The organism is Thiobaca trueperi, assembly GCF_004342175.1.
In the GTDB taxonomy this organism is placed as follows: domain Bacteria; phylum Pseudomonadota; class Gammaproteobacteria; order Chromatiales; family Chromatiaceae; genus Thiobaca; species Thiobaca trueperi.
In genome coordinates, this window is the sequence record NZ_SMAO01000006.1 from 140,081 (window position 1) to 153,064 (window position 12,984).

General features: G+C 60.8%; 12 protein-coding genes. 3 read left to right on the forward strand and 9 right to left on the reverse strand.

Annotated elements, in window-relative coordinates; translation table 11 throughout:
• Window positions 1–37 precede the first annotated feature (37 nt).
• Window positions 38–661 carry an ABC-type transport auxiliary lipoprotein family protein gene (locus tag EDC35_RS12585; protein WP_132977601.1) on the forward strand — a complete coding sequence of 208 codons (624 nt, stop codon included), beginning with the start codon at window positions 38–40 and terminating at the stop codon, window positions 659–661.
• Between the two features lie 124 nt (window positions 662–785).
• Here EDC35_RS12585 and EDC35_RS12590 read toward each other — a convergent pair whose 3' ends face one another.
• Window positions 786–2,261: an autotransporter domain-containing protein gene (locus tag EDC35_RS12590; RefSeq protein WP_165903425.1), complete on the reverse strand. Its 1,476-nt coding sequence runs from the start codon at window positions 2,259–2,261 to the stop codon at window positions 786–788.
• A gap of 55 nt (window positions 2,262–2,316) precedes the next feature.
• Window positions 2,317–2,739 carry a hypothetical protein gene (locus EDC35_RS12595; protein ID WP_132977603.1) on the reverse strand — a complete coding sequence of 141 codons (423 nt, stop codon included), beginning with the start codon at window positions 2,737–2,739 and terminating at the stop codon, window positions 2,317–2,319.
• 123 nt (window positions 2,740–2,862) lie between these two features.
• Between EDC35_RS12595 and EDC35_RS12600 the strand changes: the two genes are divergently transcribed.
• On the forward strand, window positions 2,863–3,207 hold the full coding sequence (locus tag EDC35_RS12600; RefSeq protein WP_132977604.1) for a hypothetical protein: 345 nt from the start codon (window positions 2,863–2,865) through the stop codon (window positions 3,205–3,207).
• A gap of 64 nt (window positions 3,208–3,271) precedes the next feature.
• On the opposite strand, the gene EDC35_RS12605 is transcribed toward EDC35_RS12600, so the two are convergent.
• The 5 genes from EDC35_RS12605 to EDC35_RS12625 form a co-directional block, all read right to left on the reverse strand.
• Complete coding sequence (locus EDC35_RS12605; protein ID WP_243651638.1) at window positions 3,272–3,622, reverse strand: hypothetical protein; 351 nt, start codon at window positions 3,620–3,622, stop codon at window positions 3,272–3,274.
• 130 nt (window positions 3,623–3,752) lie between these two features.
• Complete coding sequence (gene hypF, locus EDC35_RS12610) at window positions 3,753–6,095, reverse strand: carbamoyltransferase HypF (RefSeq protein ID WP_132977605.1); 2,343 nt, start codon at window positions 6,093–6,095, stop codon at window positions 3,753–3,755.
• A 118-nt stretch (window positions 6,096–6,213) separates the two neighbouring features.
• A complete protein-coding gene (locus EDC35_RS12615; RefSeq protein WP_132977606.1) occupies window positions 6,214–6,951 on the reverse strand; it encodes an SDR family oxidoreductase in 738 nt (245 codons plus the stop codon).
• Window positions 6,948–8,270 (reverse strand): FAD-binding oxidoreductase, encoded by a 1,323-nt coding sequence (locus EDC35_RS12620; RefSeq protein ID WP_132977607.1) that lies wholly within the window; start codon window positions 8,268–8,270, stop codon window positions 6,948–6,950. Before EDC35_RS12620 ends, EDC35_RS12615 begins: the two co-directional genes overlap by 4 nt.
• The gene (locus EDC35_RS12625) at window positions 8,270–9,718 is read right to left on the reverse strand and encodes a UbiA family prenyltransferase (RefSeq protein ID WP_132977608.1); all 1,449 of its coding nucleotides are present in this window, start codon (window positions 9,716–9,718) and stop codon (window positions 8,270–8,272) included. Before EDC35_RS12625 ends, EDC35_RS12620 begins: the two co-directional genes overlap by 1 nt.
• 72 nt (window positions 9,719–9,790) lie before the next feature.
• On the opposite strand from EDC35_RS12625, the gene EDC35_RS19135 reads away from it, so the two are divergent.
• Window positions 9,791–9,985 (forward strand): hypothetical protein, encoded by a 195-nt coding sequence (locus EDC35_RS19135; RefSeq protein ID WP_165903426.1) that lies wholly within the window; start codon window positions 9,791–9,793, stop codon window positions 9,983–9,985.
• Window positions 9,986–10,212: 227 nt separating this feature from the next.
• Here the strand turns inward: EDC35_RS19135 and EDC35_RS12635 are convergent, their stop codons facing one another.
• Both EDC35_RS12635 and EDC35_RS12640 read right to left on the reverse strand, forming a co-directional pair.
• Entirely contained in the window at window positions 10,213–11,166 is a 954-nt protein-coding gene (locus tag EDC35_RS12635; protein WP_132977610.1) for a lysylphosphatidylglycerol synthase transmembrane domain-containing protein, read from the reverse strand.
• Window positions 11,166–12,956, reverse strand: coding sequence for a hypothetical protein (locus tag EDC35_RS12640; RefSeq protein WP_132977611.1), 1,791 nt, complete (start codon window positions 12,954–12,956; stop codon window positions 11,166–11,168). Before EDC35_RS12640 ends, EDC35_RS12635 begins: the two co-directional genes overlap by 1 nt.
• Window positions 12,957–12,984 lie beyond the last annotated feature (28 nt).

Here is a 12,984-nt window from a genome sequence, read left to right on the forward strand (position 1 = left end):
TCCTGTTAATCCTGTCGATTTGAGGCGTATATCTGACATGCATTGTTCGGGAAATTACCTCACGGCTCTGTTGCTGGTCCTGCTGCTGACCGGCTGCGGCTCATCCCCGCCACTCCAGTCAGACCGTTATTACGCACTCTCGCCAATCATCCGTGAGACCCCGGCGGCGACCCCAGCCTCTGGAGTGCTGCTGGTCAACACGCTGGCGGCGCGGGGCTTTCTCGGCGGGCGGCAGATCGTCTACCGTCAGGACGGACAGCCACTGCGGGTGGAACGCTACGATTGGCTGCTCTGGGAGGAAACCGTGCCGCGCGCTCTGGCGCAGTCCCTGGCCGACGCCATCCGCGATGCGGGGCTCTTTGAATTTGTCGTGACCCCGGCAGATCGGGCACGGGCGGACTATATCCTGAGCGGCGAGGTGGAGACTTTCGAGCACCGACCGACCGATCAGCCGCCGCGTGTGGTCGCCAGCCTGAATCTGTCGCTGGTCAGGGCCACTGATCGTCGTTCAGTCTGGATGAAAACCTATCGTGGAGAGGAGCAGGTGGACGCGAGCACACCGGAGGCGATCCCCGACGCCATGGCCGAGTCATTCAACCGGCTCACGGCGCGTCTGGTCGGGGAAGTGGTGCGCGATCTGCGGGGGAATAGACAGGATTAACAGGATGTTTCAGGATTAACAAGATTAAAAACAATAAATTGAAAATCCTGTCCATCCTGGAAAATCCTGTTAATCCTGTCCATTGACGGCATATCAGGCGGGCAGATGCCTTCCTGAAAAGCGCCTAAAAAGCAACGGACACCCCACCATAAAGGTCGTATCTGTCCTGCCTGTCTGCGCCGATCAGGGTCGTGCCGGCCAGTGAAAGCTGAACCTGCCGGTTGACCGCCAGACTGAACCCGCCGGAAATCCGCCCATAGGTGTCCTCGGTCACATCGTCCAGGGGGGTCATGACGGCTGCGTTGGGCAGAAAGGCGAAACGGGACTCCAGCAGATCCTGACGGCCAATGCCGAAATCACGCTCCAGTTCGCATTTCAGGTAGGCATGGATCGGATAGCCACCCATCACATCCCGGTGATCCAGCGCCGCGCCAAGAGAGGCCACGAACCGCTCGCGGTCCTGCTGTTCGATGTACTGGGTCAGGATCGGACTACCCTTTTCCCAATAAGCATCCACCGTGCCTTTTGAATAGCCGGTGGACAGCAGCGGGCCAAAGCGGAAACTGTCGTCACCAAAGAAATAACCACCCTGCAAACGCCCGGAATAACTCCAGCCATCGGTATCTGCACTCACCCTGGTCGCTCCGCCGAAGCGGTCAGAGCTGAAATCAACCTTGCCAAGGGTGGCGATCAGATCGACATAATAGCGATCCTGCGCAATGGAGCCGAAGCCGCCAAGCTGATAGGCCGTGGCGCTGACGCTGCCGAAATTCCGCTGAATATCGCTGTCAGAATCGGCGAAATTGAATGCGACCCCGAGTCGGGCGAGAGGATTGAGCTGGAAATCCGCGCCGACGGTGGCTGAGACAATATCCTGCTCATACCCCAGCATCCCAAGCGTGCTGTCCCGCTCGGTATGTCCATAGCTCAAGGCAGCGAAAAAAGGCGCCGTCGAGCAATTCGGATCAGGTGATTTGGCATGCTTTGTTTCAACAGAGGATTTGGGGCAGGATCCAAAACGGGTTTGATCCAACCTGTTTTCGAGCAGTGACGCGAAGTGAAGTGTGATGTCTTCCAGCAGGCTCACATTGACCCGCGACACCTCGGGGGCAAAGATAAAATTATTGGCGACCGTTTTGGCCTCATCGAATGTCAGACGGGCGAACTGCTGGGCAATGGGGTCGGGGTCGTTGACCGAGGATTGGAGCGCAAACTTATAGTTAATTGAGCCAAGTCCGGTACCCTGTCGCGTGTCGATGAACTGAATATCCTGTGCCGTGGTCCCAACCTGAACGATCATCGCGCGGTTGAATAGACCGGGCTGTTCAAGATAAGCGTATTTGTCGTTAAAAGCGTTTTTGTCGTTGCCGAACTGAATCATGGCCGTCCGGTTATAGAACCCGGTCTGCATGACGGCTGAATCTGAAACGACCCCCTGATCGACAATGGCAACCGAATTGGTGCTGCCTTGCTGGATGATGGTGATCGGCGGCTGCATAGCCTGAAAATCGCCCCCGTCGATACTCGCCTGAGACGCGGCAAGAGGCGTCGCCGAATAAATAACTGAGATCGAGCAAACGAGAAACAGCGGTTTCTTCATTTTGTGGTCGTTCAGGTTTTTGCCCATTGTTCAATACTGCCTAAACGGTTGTGAGTCATGGAGTAAGCGGACGCATGCGATCACGAATCCCTTTTCTGAATGCCTCGACCGATGAATCGTCGAGTGTCTGATTACGCGCGCTGGAACTGCGGGGAGCCGGGCAATCGATACAGTCCCGCGTACTGCGCGTAAAGCGATCCTTATCGACTGTCGTGGTGCTTTTCCCCGATGACGCACTCCCGGATTTGCTGCTCTGAATCGTGACATCGGTACTGTTGCCGCTTTTGGTCACGATCTTCTGACCATCGGGCGTCTTGGTGACCTGAGTGCTGCTTGATCCCTTTGCGCCGCTTTGCGTGATCACGGCTGTCGAGCTGCCCTGCTGATGGACCTCGGTGCCCGCGCAGCCGGCGGCGCTGAATGCCATGCCGACGATGGCGGCGATGGAAAAGCGACATATCTCATTCGACGAAACCATGGAGTGCTCGCCTCTCTATAAATGGCCTGACAGGGTTTGAGTGTTTTGCGCGCCATACGCGCGACCGGCGGGCAGGATGCGGTCGCGCATCTGCGAACAGACTGATGGCTATTGGCGACCGAATTGACGAACCGTATTGCTGTTGATGTTACCGGTCTGCTCTGTTCGCGCCTCGTTATTGTATCCCGCCTGCGAGGTGGCACTGTAGTTGCGACCGCAATCCTGCTGGACGTCGGCGCGGTTGCCCTGATTGTTGCGATCAATCTGGACATTGACATCGACACAGGGGCGTCCGCTGTTGTCGCGGGCAGCCTGGCTGTAAACCGATGCGGCTGGAATCAAAAGGGTGAAAGCCAATACGAAATGAAGCGTTTTCATCGATTTTACCTTGGGTGTGCAACTCGTGAAAATTCAACAGAGAATGGGCCGACACCAAAAAATGTCGGCCCATTCTGGCCTTCATCATGATGAAGGGCATCGAGCCGATTCGATGCGGTTCAACGATGAGTCCCGGAGAGACGGTCGGGTCGAATTATCTTCCGCGCTGAGTCGATTCGTTGTAGTTGGTGCCACCACCCTGATAGGTCTGGTTGGTGTTGAAGCGGCTGCCTGCCTGATAAGAACGGTTTGCATTATCGCGACCTTCCTGGTCGGTGGCGTTGTCGTTGTCCGCACCGCTCTGATAGCTGTCGTTGGTATTGACGTTGCCTCTCTGAATGGTCGTGTTCGTGTTGACCTGAGCGAAGGCAGGGGCGGACAGACCGATGGCGAGGGCAGCGACAAACAGCATCTTTGTTTGGTTTTTCATGGTTTTGACCCGTTCGTAATACATGGTGTAGTGGAAGGACTGCTCGCGAGGCGGTATCCCCACGCTTGCGCGCATGAATCGAATATGCCAGGGACACCTGCTGAAAATATAGGCGTATCGATTCAGAACAGCAAGGGATGCGCACCAAACGAATGCACAAGAATAAAGCCGTTTTAAAATCCGGGTTCAGGTCGTATTCATTTTGTCAGCGGGCCGCTGCGATGCAGGCCTGACCGAGCGCCAGTCCGCCATCGTTTGCCGGCACCTGTCGCTGGATGAGAACACGCAATCCTGCCCCGCGCAGGCCGGTGTCCAGGGCTTCCAGCAGGATCCTGTTCTGCATCACGCCGCCGGAGAGCGCGACGGTTCCGAGTCCATGCCGCCCGGCCAGGGTGACCGCCAGATCCACGATGGCCGCTGCGAATCCGGCATGGAAGCGCGCCGCGATCTGCTCATGCGCCACACCCTGCGCCAGATCGTCGCACAGTGCGCCCCACATTGGCGCAGCATCCAGAATCATCGCGGATGTCTCGGCACAGATCGCAAAGTGATAGCCCGTCCCAACGGACGCCATCGCGCCCGCCGCCAGGGCTTCCAGTTCAATGGCGGCCTGTCCCTCATAGAGCATGCGCTCGCCGCCAGGACCGAGCGCTGCCGCCACAGCATCGAAGAGACGCCCGGCTGAACTCGACAACGGGGCGTTCAGACCGCGCTGAATCAGGGTTCGCAGCAGTCCGAGCGGTTTGCCGGCCAGCCGCCGGATGACCTCCAGATCGGGATAACGGCTTTGCATGGCATCCCAGCCGTCGGCGGCTTCAAGCTGGGCGAAGAGATTGCGCCAAGGCTCCAGAATGGCCTGAGCGCCGCCCGGCATGGCGACGGGCTTGAGATGCCCGACCCGGCGATAGCCTCGGTAATCGCCGACCAGCCACTCGCCGCCCCAGAGTGTGCCGTCATCGCCGTAACCCAGCCCGTCGAGCAGGATGCCGAGCACCGGCCCGCCAGCCAGCGGCCAGCCATTGTCCGCCAGTACCGAGGCCAGATGGGCGTGATGATGCTGGACGCCGATCAGCGGCAGTCCGGCGCGAACCGCCTGCTCGCGACCGATCAGACTGGAACGGTAGTCAGGGTGCAGATCGACCGCCAGTCGCTGCGGTCGATGCTGGAAGAGTTCACGGTAAAGCCGGATGCTGTCTTCATACTCACGGGCAGTACGGGCCTCTTCCAGGTCGCCGAGATGCTGCGAGAGAACCGCCTGACCATCCCGCGTCAGACAGATCGTGTTTTTGAGTTCACCGCCAAAGGCGAGGACCGATGGCATCCGCTCGAAACCGGGCGGCAACTGGAGCGTCGCCGGGGCATAGCCGCGCGCCCGGCGCAGGAGTCGGGGCGCGCCGGCCATCACCCGTACCACCGAGTCATCGACCCGATTGATGATCGCCCGATCATGCAGCAGCGAAACATCCGCCAGACCATGCAGGCGTCGCATCGCATCCAGATTATCGATGCTCTGCGGCTCATCGCTCAGATTGCCGCTGGTCATGATCAGCGGGCGATCCCAGTCGGCGAGCAACAAATGATGGAGCGGACTGTAAGGCAGCATGAAACCGAGCGTGGTCTGGCCGGGCGCAATCTGTGACGCAAGATGACGGGACGCGGACGCGCTGCGTTCCAGCAGCAGAATGGGTGCCGCCGGGCTGGTCAGCAGCGCGGCCTCTTCCTGACTGACCCGGCAATGGTCGCGGATGACGTCCAGATCGCGCGCCATGAGCGCGAAGGGCTTGGCGAAGCGGCGCTTGCGTCGGCGCAGTTCGGCAACCGCCGCGTCATTGGTGGCATCGCAGGCGAGATGAAAGCCGCCGATGCCCTTGATGGCGAGGATGCGCCCCTCGGCAAGCAGCCGGCTGGCGGCAGCGATGGCGTCTGCGGCAGCAAACCCCGCCGGATCCAGTTCGCGTCCCTCGGCATCGACCAGCCAGATCCGGGGGCCGCAATCCGGGCAGGCATTGGGCTGGGCATGGAAACGCCGGTCAGACGGATCGGCATACTCGGCGGCGCAGGCCGGACACATGGGGAAAACCGCCATGCTGGTGCGCGCCCGATCATAGGGAATGCTGGCGACGATGCTGAGTCGCGGCCCGCAGTGGGTGCAGTTGGTGAAGGGATAGCGATAGCGCCGATTCGCCAAATCCCGAATCTCGGCGGCGCAGGCGGTGCAGGTGGCGGCATCGGGAACGATCCCGGTCTGGATCTCGGTGGCATCGCTGGCCAGGATCAGAAAAGAATCCGTCGGCAGCCGATCGCCAAGTGGGGCGCGCTCAATCGTATCGATCCGTGCCAGCGGCGGACACTCAACCCGCAGCCGCTCGCAGAACTGATCCAATGACTCAGGAGACGCATCCGCTCCCGCCTGGATACGGATCAGCACACCCTCGCCATCGTTGCGGACATCGCCGGTCAGATCCAGATCGTGCGCCAGTCGCCAGACGGTCGGGCGAAAACCGACCCCCTGCACCAGACCCCGGACGCGGATCAGCTCGGCAGGCATGGGCTTGCGTTCAATTGAACATGCATCGATTCAGGAGGCATTGGGCCGGGTTCTTCGCTTGAGCGCCGACGTTGCCGGCAAATTCTCGCGCATGGACCGGGCGGTTTGCCGGCCACCATCAAAGCGACAGGCGCCTGAAGAGCGATTCAGGAATCGCCTTGATGATCAACATGATGTAACGCCAGAACCAGGGCAGATAGACCACAGTCGCGCCGCTGTCGATTGCGTTCAGGATCCCGCGCGCGATGGTATCGGGCGAGACCCATAACAGTCCCTTTTTGAAACTTGCCGTCATTGGCGTATCGACGAATCCAGGTTTGACCGTGATGACCCGCACACCCGAGCGATGCAAGCGATTGCGCAGACCCTGCAGGAACAGCGTCAGCGCGCCCTTGGCGGTCCCATAGACATAGTTGCTCTGTCGCCCACGGTCCCCAGCGACGGACGAAATCACGACGATGCATCCCCGCCCCTGCGACTCGAAGCGATTGGCCAGGATCGTCAGCAGCGAAATCACGCTCAACAGATTGATCTCGATCGCCGCGCGGGTCTGCTCAAACGACGCCTCGCATGCTGATTGATCGGGCAGGGTGCCATAAGCAAACAGCACCGTATCGAGTCCATCAAGCGCCTCGGCTGCCTGCTCGATGATCTGAGCATGACGCGAATCATCAAGCGCCTCCATCACGGCAGTCGCCACGCATTCCGCGCCGCGAACGCTGGCATCATCGGCCACCGCCTGGAGCCGTTCAGCCTGGCGTGCAACCAGAAACAAGCGGTCTCCCGCCGCAGCGAAGCGTCTGGCTGTGGCCCGGGCGATGGCCGATGTCGCGCCGATAATCAGGATCTTTCTCACGTCAGGTCTCCTCTCATACGCCGCCTGAAACTGGAATCGAAGCGCGGATCACGCAAGGCGTCCAGCCTGGGCCAGTGCGGATAGCGCGCGAAAAAATCCTCCCCGCACATCCGTGCATCCTTGGCCGGATAGATCCGCCCACCTGCCTGCCTGACGACCGCATCAAGCTGGTCCAGCAGCGCGAAGGTCTTCCTCCCGGCATTGGGGAAATCCAGAGCAAGCGTCACGCCCGGCAGTGGAAAGGACAAAAGCCCCGGCGAGACCGGATCGCCAAACACTTTCAACACCGCCAGAAACGACCCGACGCCCGCCTGCGCGATCCGCTCCAGGATCTCGCGCACGGCATCGGGACCAACCGTGCGCGGGACGACGAACTGATATTGCAGGAAACCGCGTGGACCGTAGATGCGATTCCAGTCGCCCACGCCATCGAGCGGATAGAAGAAGGGCTCGTAGTGGACCAGATCGCGCTGTACGCCAGGTGGATGGCCATGGAAATACGCCGCGTTGAACAGCCGCAGGGTGGCCGGGTTGATGGCCGAAAATGGCGGACCGACAGGAATCCGTACACGCCGTCGCGAGGGGCGTGGCGGTTGGCTCGGACTGATCTCGGCGTGATTGCCCCGGATGAAGACCCCCCGTCCAAGCCTGGCCCCGCCCGCCAGACAATCGATCCAGGCGACCGTCTGCTCGAAGCGCGCGTCCGACTCGGCGGACAGCTCGAAGAAGGCGTCCAGCGTGTCATAACGCTGTGTTTCGGTCTCGATCAAGGGCGTACTGATGCGCCGCAAGCGAATTTCCGCCCAGGTGATGAGTCCGGTCAAGCCGAGTCCGCCAATCGTCGCCCGATAGAACTCAGGGTGCGACTCCGGCGAACACAGCCGCCGGCTTCCATCCGAGCGCAACAGCTCGAAGGCCGGCACATGACAGCCGAAGGTGCCCGCCCGATGATGATTCTTGCCATGCACGTCGTTGGCGATGGCGCCCCCGACCGTCACGAAGCGCGTCCCCGGCGTCACCGGCAGAAACCAGCCGCGCGGGACGGTCAACGCCAGGATCTCATCGAGCAGGACGCCCGCCTCGCAGCGCAGCAGACCTGAATCCTGATCGAAGGCGATGAAGCGATCGAGCGGACGCGCATCGATCAGCGAACCGCCATCGTTCAGGCACACATCGCCATAACTGCGCCCGTTGCCGAAGGGCAGCGCAGACTCATGCGCTTCTTCGGGCAGAGGGAGTGAATCGAATCGCCAGCGCTGGAGCCTGACCCGCTGTGTGGCGCGTGGATAGCGATTCCAGGACGTGTAACGATGAGTCATCAGACCAGACCAGTGAGGCTTGAGGACGCCAGCCACACGCATCCCGCCACGAGGGCGAAAACCGTGTAACTGACCGGATCGGTCAGCGCGAACACAACCGGATCCTCATGCAGGGCACCGCGCCGGGCCAGGAGCCACACCCGGCTGATCCAGTAGAGCAGCAGGGGACAGGCCAGCCACAGCAGGGACGGTTCGGTGTAAAGCGCCATCACGTCCGCGCTGTCGATGTAGAGCGCCAGCACCAGCGCCGACAGATAGCCGCTCACGATGCCAAACTGCGCGAGCGTCTCCAGATCCGCCGTCCGATAACCGCGTCCGGCGGCGAAATTGCGCCCGTCCGCGTAGCAGAGTTGCAATTCGGCATAGCGCTTGGCCAGCGCCAGACTCAAAAACAGAAACAGCGACAGGGCCAGGAGCCAAAACGACAGCGGGATTCCGGTCGCCGCCCCACCGGCCCCGATGCGCAGCGTATAGAGTCCAGCCAGAGTCAACACATCGATCAGAACCCACTGTTTCAGGCGCAGTGAATAGGCCAGGGTCAGCAGATAATAGAGTCCGAGCGTCACCGACAGCCAGAACGGCAGCCACAGCGCCAGCAGGAAGGCCAGGGTCAAGAGACTCGGGATCAACCACAGGCCTTGTTGAATCGGGATGAGCCCGGCCGCGAACGGACGGCGGCATTTGGTCGGATGCGCGCGATCCGCCGCCAGATCCAGCAGATCATTCAATACATAAACACTGGAAGCACAGAGCCCAAAGGCGAGAAAGGCCAGGGCCGTCTGGAGCAGCAGGGCAGGGTTGAATACTTGATGGGCGGCCAGCAGCGGCACGAACACCAGGGCATTCTTGACCCACTGATGCACCCGCAGCGCCTTGAGATAGGTGCGCAGGCTGATCGCTGGTGCGGGGATGATACGCTCGACCTCGGCCATTCCGGCGACGTGACGGGCCAGCGGCGCACTGGCGTTGACGACAATGGCCTTCCTGGCGTGGCTCCAGACCCGCAGATCGCTGATGGAGTTGCCGGCGTAATCGAAACCGCTGGCGCCGAACAATTCCACAAGACGATCGCGCTTGCGCGTGCCTGAGAGATTGATTTCGGCGTCGCTTGCCAGGATGGCAGCGAACAGCCCCAGATGACAGGCGATCTGTTCGGCATACCGCTGATTGGCGGCGGTCGCCAGCACCAGCCGTCGCCCCTGATTCTGCTGATCGCGCAAGTAGGCCAGCAGTGGCTGATTGAACGGCAGCCGGGTCACGTCCAGTTCGACCCGCTGGGCGATCTGGTGCTTGAAATGGGCTTTACCCTTGAGCAGCCACAGCGGCAGCACGAAGAGCCAGAACGGATTGCGCTTCAGCAGCACCAGCACGGATTCGATCAGCAGATCCGTCTGGATCAGGGTGCCATCCAGATCCACGCACAGCGGGCGGGGTCGATCATCCGTCATCCGTCTTCACCGTATCCAATAGAAAGCTCAATCGGCTGTGGTCGGCGAGGTTGGTCATAGTGGGACTCCGTGATGCCGCACCTGAGCATGAATCGGCTGGGGTCGTGTCTCGGGATCGACGAGGATAACGTCGATGCGTTGATCGCCCAAGGTGATTTGCAGTTGGGCGGCCAGACGACTCGCCATGGCGGCGCGATTGGCGATTCGCTGATTGGTTTCAACGAACAGATCAATGTCACCGCCGCGAGCCGCCTCGTCGAGGCGTGATCCGAATAAACGCACGCACGCGCCAGGGCCAAACATCGCGGCGACGGTCTCGTGGATGATTTTGGATTGTGCTGGGGTGATTCGCATCGCTTATTTCTCAAGGGCATGAATGATGTCCGATTTCGTCAAGTCGCCGCTTCCAATACGGGCGACCGGCGATGGACCCAGATCCACCTGAGTCAGGGCGCCATCCAGATCCACACACAGCAGGCGCGTTGGCGAAGCCGTCATAGGTTCGCGTGCCGTTGCGTGCCGCCGAGCTCCAGCCAACCCAGGGCCGCCAGACCCAGGACCACTGCAAACCACAGCGTCGCCAACCGACACAGCAGGGTCGCCGCCAAAGCGGTCGGCATCTCAACACCGGCCAGACCCAGCAAGAGCACCATCACGGCTTCCGTGCTCCCCAGACCGCCGGGAATGAAGGATAGCGCCCCGGCCAGGATGCCGGCGGCATAGATGCCCAGGGCCGACAGAAGTGAGATCGGTGTCTCCAGTGCGTGCAGAATGACAAAGAAACCGATCCCCTCGGCTCCCCAGGCGATCAGGCCCAGCAGCAGGCCCGGATGACGCAGCTGCGGTTGCAGCAGTTGCGCCGAATCGCGCAGGAGCGCGCGCAGATGCCTGATCCCGCGCGCGAGTCGCGGCCAGTTGCACCGCGTCGTCAGACGGCCGAGCAGGCGATCAAGTTGCGGATGGTGCAGCAGAGCCAGTGCCGCCAGGACACCGATCAGCGCCACGGCGACCGGCCAGCGCGCGCTGGCGAAGCTCCAGGCCGCCGCGATGGCCAGGATTGCGATGGCTGCCAGATCCAGCAGGCGCTCGACGAAGAGCACCGCCAGACTCTGGCTCCAGGGTACGCCGTGACGGTTGAGGTAGAGCGAGCGCACGGCCTCGCCTGCCTTGCCGGGGGTAGTGGTGAAGGCAAAACCGGCCACATAGTAGGCGAGGTGTCTGCCCCAGGGGATCTGTTTACCGAAAAGATGCAAATACCAGTGCCAACGAGCGAAACGAATCAGGTAGTTGAGTAACGAGAGACTCAGGAGCAGCGCCCAACCCGAGATCCCAAGCCGAATGGCCGCATCGGCGACGACCGAGGCATCGGTGTAGACCATGGCCCCGGCATACAATGCAATGCCAAACCCAACCGAGACGAGTAAAGGGCGAGCCAGACGGCTCATCATCAGCGGTCAACCGCCCGCCTGCGGCGCCACGTCAACCATGGCCAGACCAGCAGCAGGAAAGTGGTCGTTGCAGCTAAACCAGCCATGGTCACCAGATCGGCAATCCGCTGTTTCGTGCTCTTCGCGAACGGGAATGGGCGATACGAAACGAACGCCTCTGCCGCCGCCCGCTGGTCCACGCGGAAATGGTCTCCAGGTTCGCATCCGTTCTCTTCAGGGAAAACGTAACAGGCTGGATTCTTGATGTTTAGATAGCCGTCTGCCTCATCCATCACGTCGCCCAGCACCAGTCTTCCCTGCGGGAATTTTTCCAGCCGGTAACCGAAGGCCGGGTTGTAGCATGCCGCCTGCGAAACGCCCTCCACAAGCACGTCGTTCCGATCCACGCTCCCGTATAACCCTTCGTTGCCGGTGGCCGCTTTAATCCCGACAAAGTTGATCCGATGCGCTTGTGCCGCGCCTGCTGCGAGCCGCTGATAGCCCGCCAGGAGAGAACCTGGGTTGTAGGGCTGATCGCGGTAGTACAGCCTCAGATCGACGAATTGCAGTCCAATAAGAATCAGGATGGATGCAGTGGCGAACCGCCAATGGTTGCCTGTCCAATACTGCGCCGCCATCGCGAACAGAAGAGGCAGGACGGCCAGATAGATCACAATCCAACGCATCGGCCACGCCGTCGCTCCGATCAGCGGCACCTGCTTGAGCCATGTGTTGAATTGCGGCGTATAAAACATCAGGACGAGCGGAATAAAGGCCAGCACGACGATTGCGAGCGCCGGCCAGCGCGCACCTGTCAGTCGAAGCCCCTGAGCACCGTCGCGTCGGCGCAGGAAAAAGGCCGCAAGAAGGCAGATCAGGGGCGCGATGGTAAAGCCATAAGCCCATTCATGGGGCAGCACGCTCCACTGGACGTTGACCATCGAGGCGAAGGCCTGACGCGCGGCGGCCTCGCTCGTCCAGAACAAGGCAAGCAGGGTCGTCTTGATGAGCGCCCAAGGGTCCGCGAACCCTGGCAATTGGTATTGAGTGCGTTCAAAGCGCCCGTAAAACGCCAGACTCGCCATCAGTTTGCTGGCAGAAAAAACCACGCTCACCGCGACGGCCAGCATCATGCGAGCGAGCAGGTCTCGCTGCCATGGCTGCACCAGGCGATATGCAAGCAGCACAAGTCCGACCCCAAGCGCGCCTGGCACCATCAGCGTGGGCAAGCCCGATTGCAGCCAATAAGCGGCGATGAGGCCGGCGAGCAAGGCAAACCCCACTTTATGCACAACGCCGTCTGCGGGCCGAATCAGATACCAGGCCAACCAGGGAACCAGGGTCAAGCCGTGATAACCGTATTCGCCCAGAATGGTGCGATAGGGCTGAAACGTATTGAAGAAAAAGAGCGCCGCCGCGAAGATCGACCAGCCGAGGGAAAGACCAAATGCCCTCCTGGCCAGCACATACATCCCGAAGTAGCCCAGGGAGGCGAACAGCAGCAGTGTGAGGTAAGCGGCTGTCAGCGGATCGACAATAAAACTGAGCCACTGGGGCACGGAGTAGTAGCCGGACTGCGGATCGGCGAACAGCGGAACACCCGCGCAGAATGAAGGCGTAAACCAGGGCACCTCGAAGAGTCCGTTTTTTGCGAACCAGATAAAACCGTCCGTGCAGCCCGCCAGGGCGAGGCCAAAGTCGTGTCCCAAGGTACCGCGTGCGGTTGGAAAGAAGTCGTGATAGATGAAATGGAAGAGGGAAAGGAATACTCCCCAAGCGGCAAAGACATAGACGCGATCATTGATTTTCATGAGTAATTTGCTTTTCTCCGGCATCGTC

Coding starts and splice junctions, on each gene's coding strand:
- EDC35_RS12620 (WP_132977607.1), bottom strand. CDS start 8,270: ATGACTCATCGTTACACGTCCTGGAATCGCTATCCACGCGCCACACAG.
- EDC35_RS12585 (WP_132977601.1), top strand. CDS start 38: ATGCATTGTTCGGGAAATTACCTCACGGCTCTGTTGCTGGTCCTGCTG.
- EDC35_RS12625 (WP_132977608.1), bottom strand. CDS start 9,718: ATGACGGATGATCGACCCCGCCCGCTGTGCGTGGATCTGGATGGCACC.
- EDC35_RS12595 (WP_132977603.1), bottom strand. CDS start 2,739: ATGGTTTCGTCGAATGAGATATGTCGCTTTTCCATCGCCGCCATCGTC.
- EDC35_RS12605 (WP_243651638.1), bottom strand. CDS start 3,622: ATGCGCGCAAGCGTGGGGATACCGCCTCGCGAGCAGTCCTTCCACTAC.
- EDC35_RS12640 (WP_132977611.1), bottom strand. CDS start 12,956: ATGAAAATCAATGATCGCGTCTATGTCTTTGCCGCTTGGGGAGTATTC.
- EDC35_RS19135 (WP_165903426.1), top strand. CDS start 9,791: ATGCCGCACCTGAGCATGAATCGGCTGGGGTCGTGTCTCGGGATCGAC.
- hypF (WP_132977605.1), bottom strand. CDS start 6,095: ATGCCTGCCGAGCTGATCCGCGTCCGGGGTCTGGTGCAGGGGGTCGGT.
- EDC35_RS12590 (WP_165903425.1), bottom strand. CDS start 2,261: ATGAAGAAACCGCTGTTTCTCGTTTGCTCGATCTCAGTTATTTATTCG.
- EDC35_RS12635 (WP_132977610.1), bottom strand. CDS start 11,166: ATGATGAGCCGTCTGGCTCGCCCTTTACTCGTCTCGGTTGGGTTTGGC.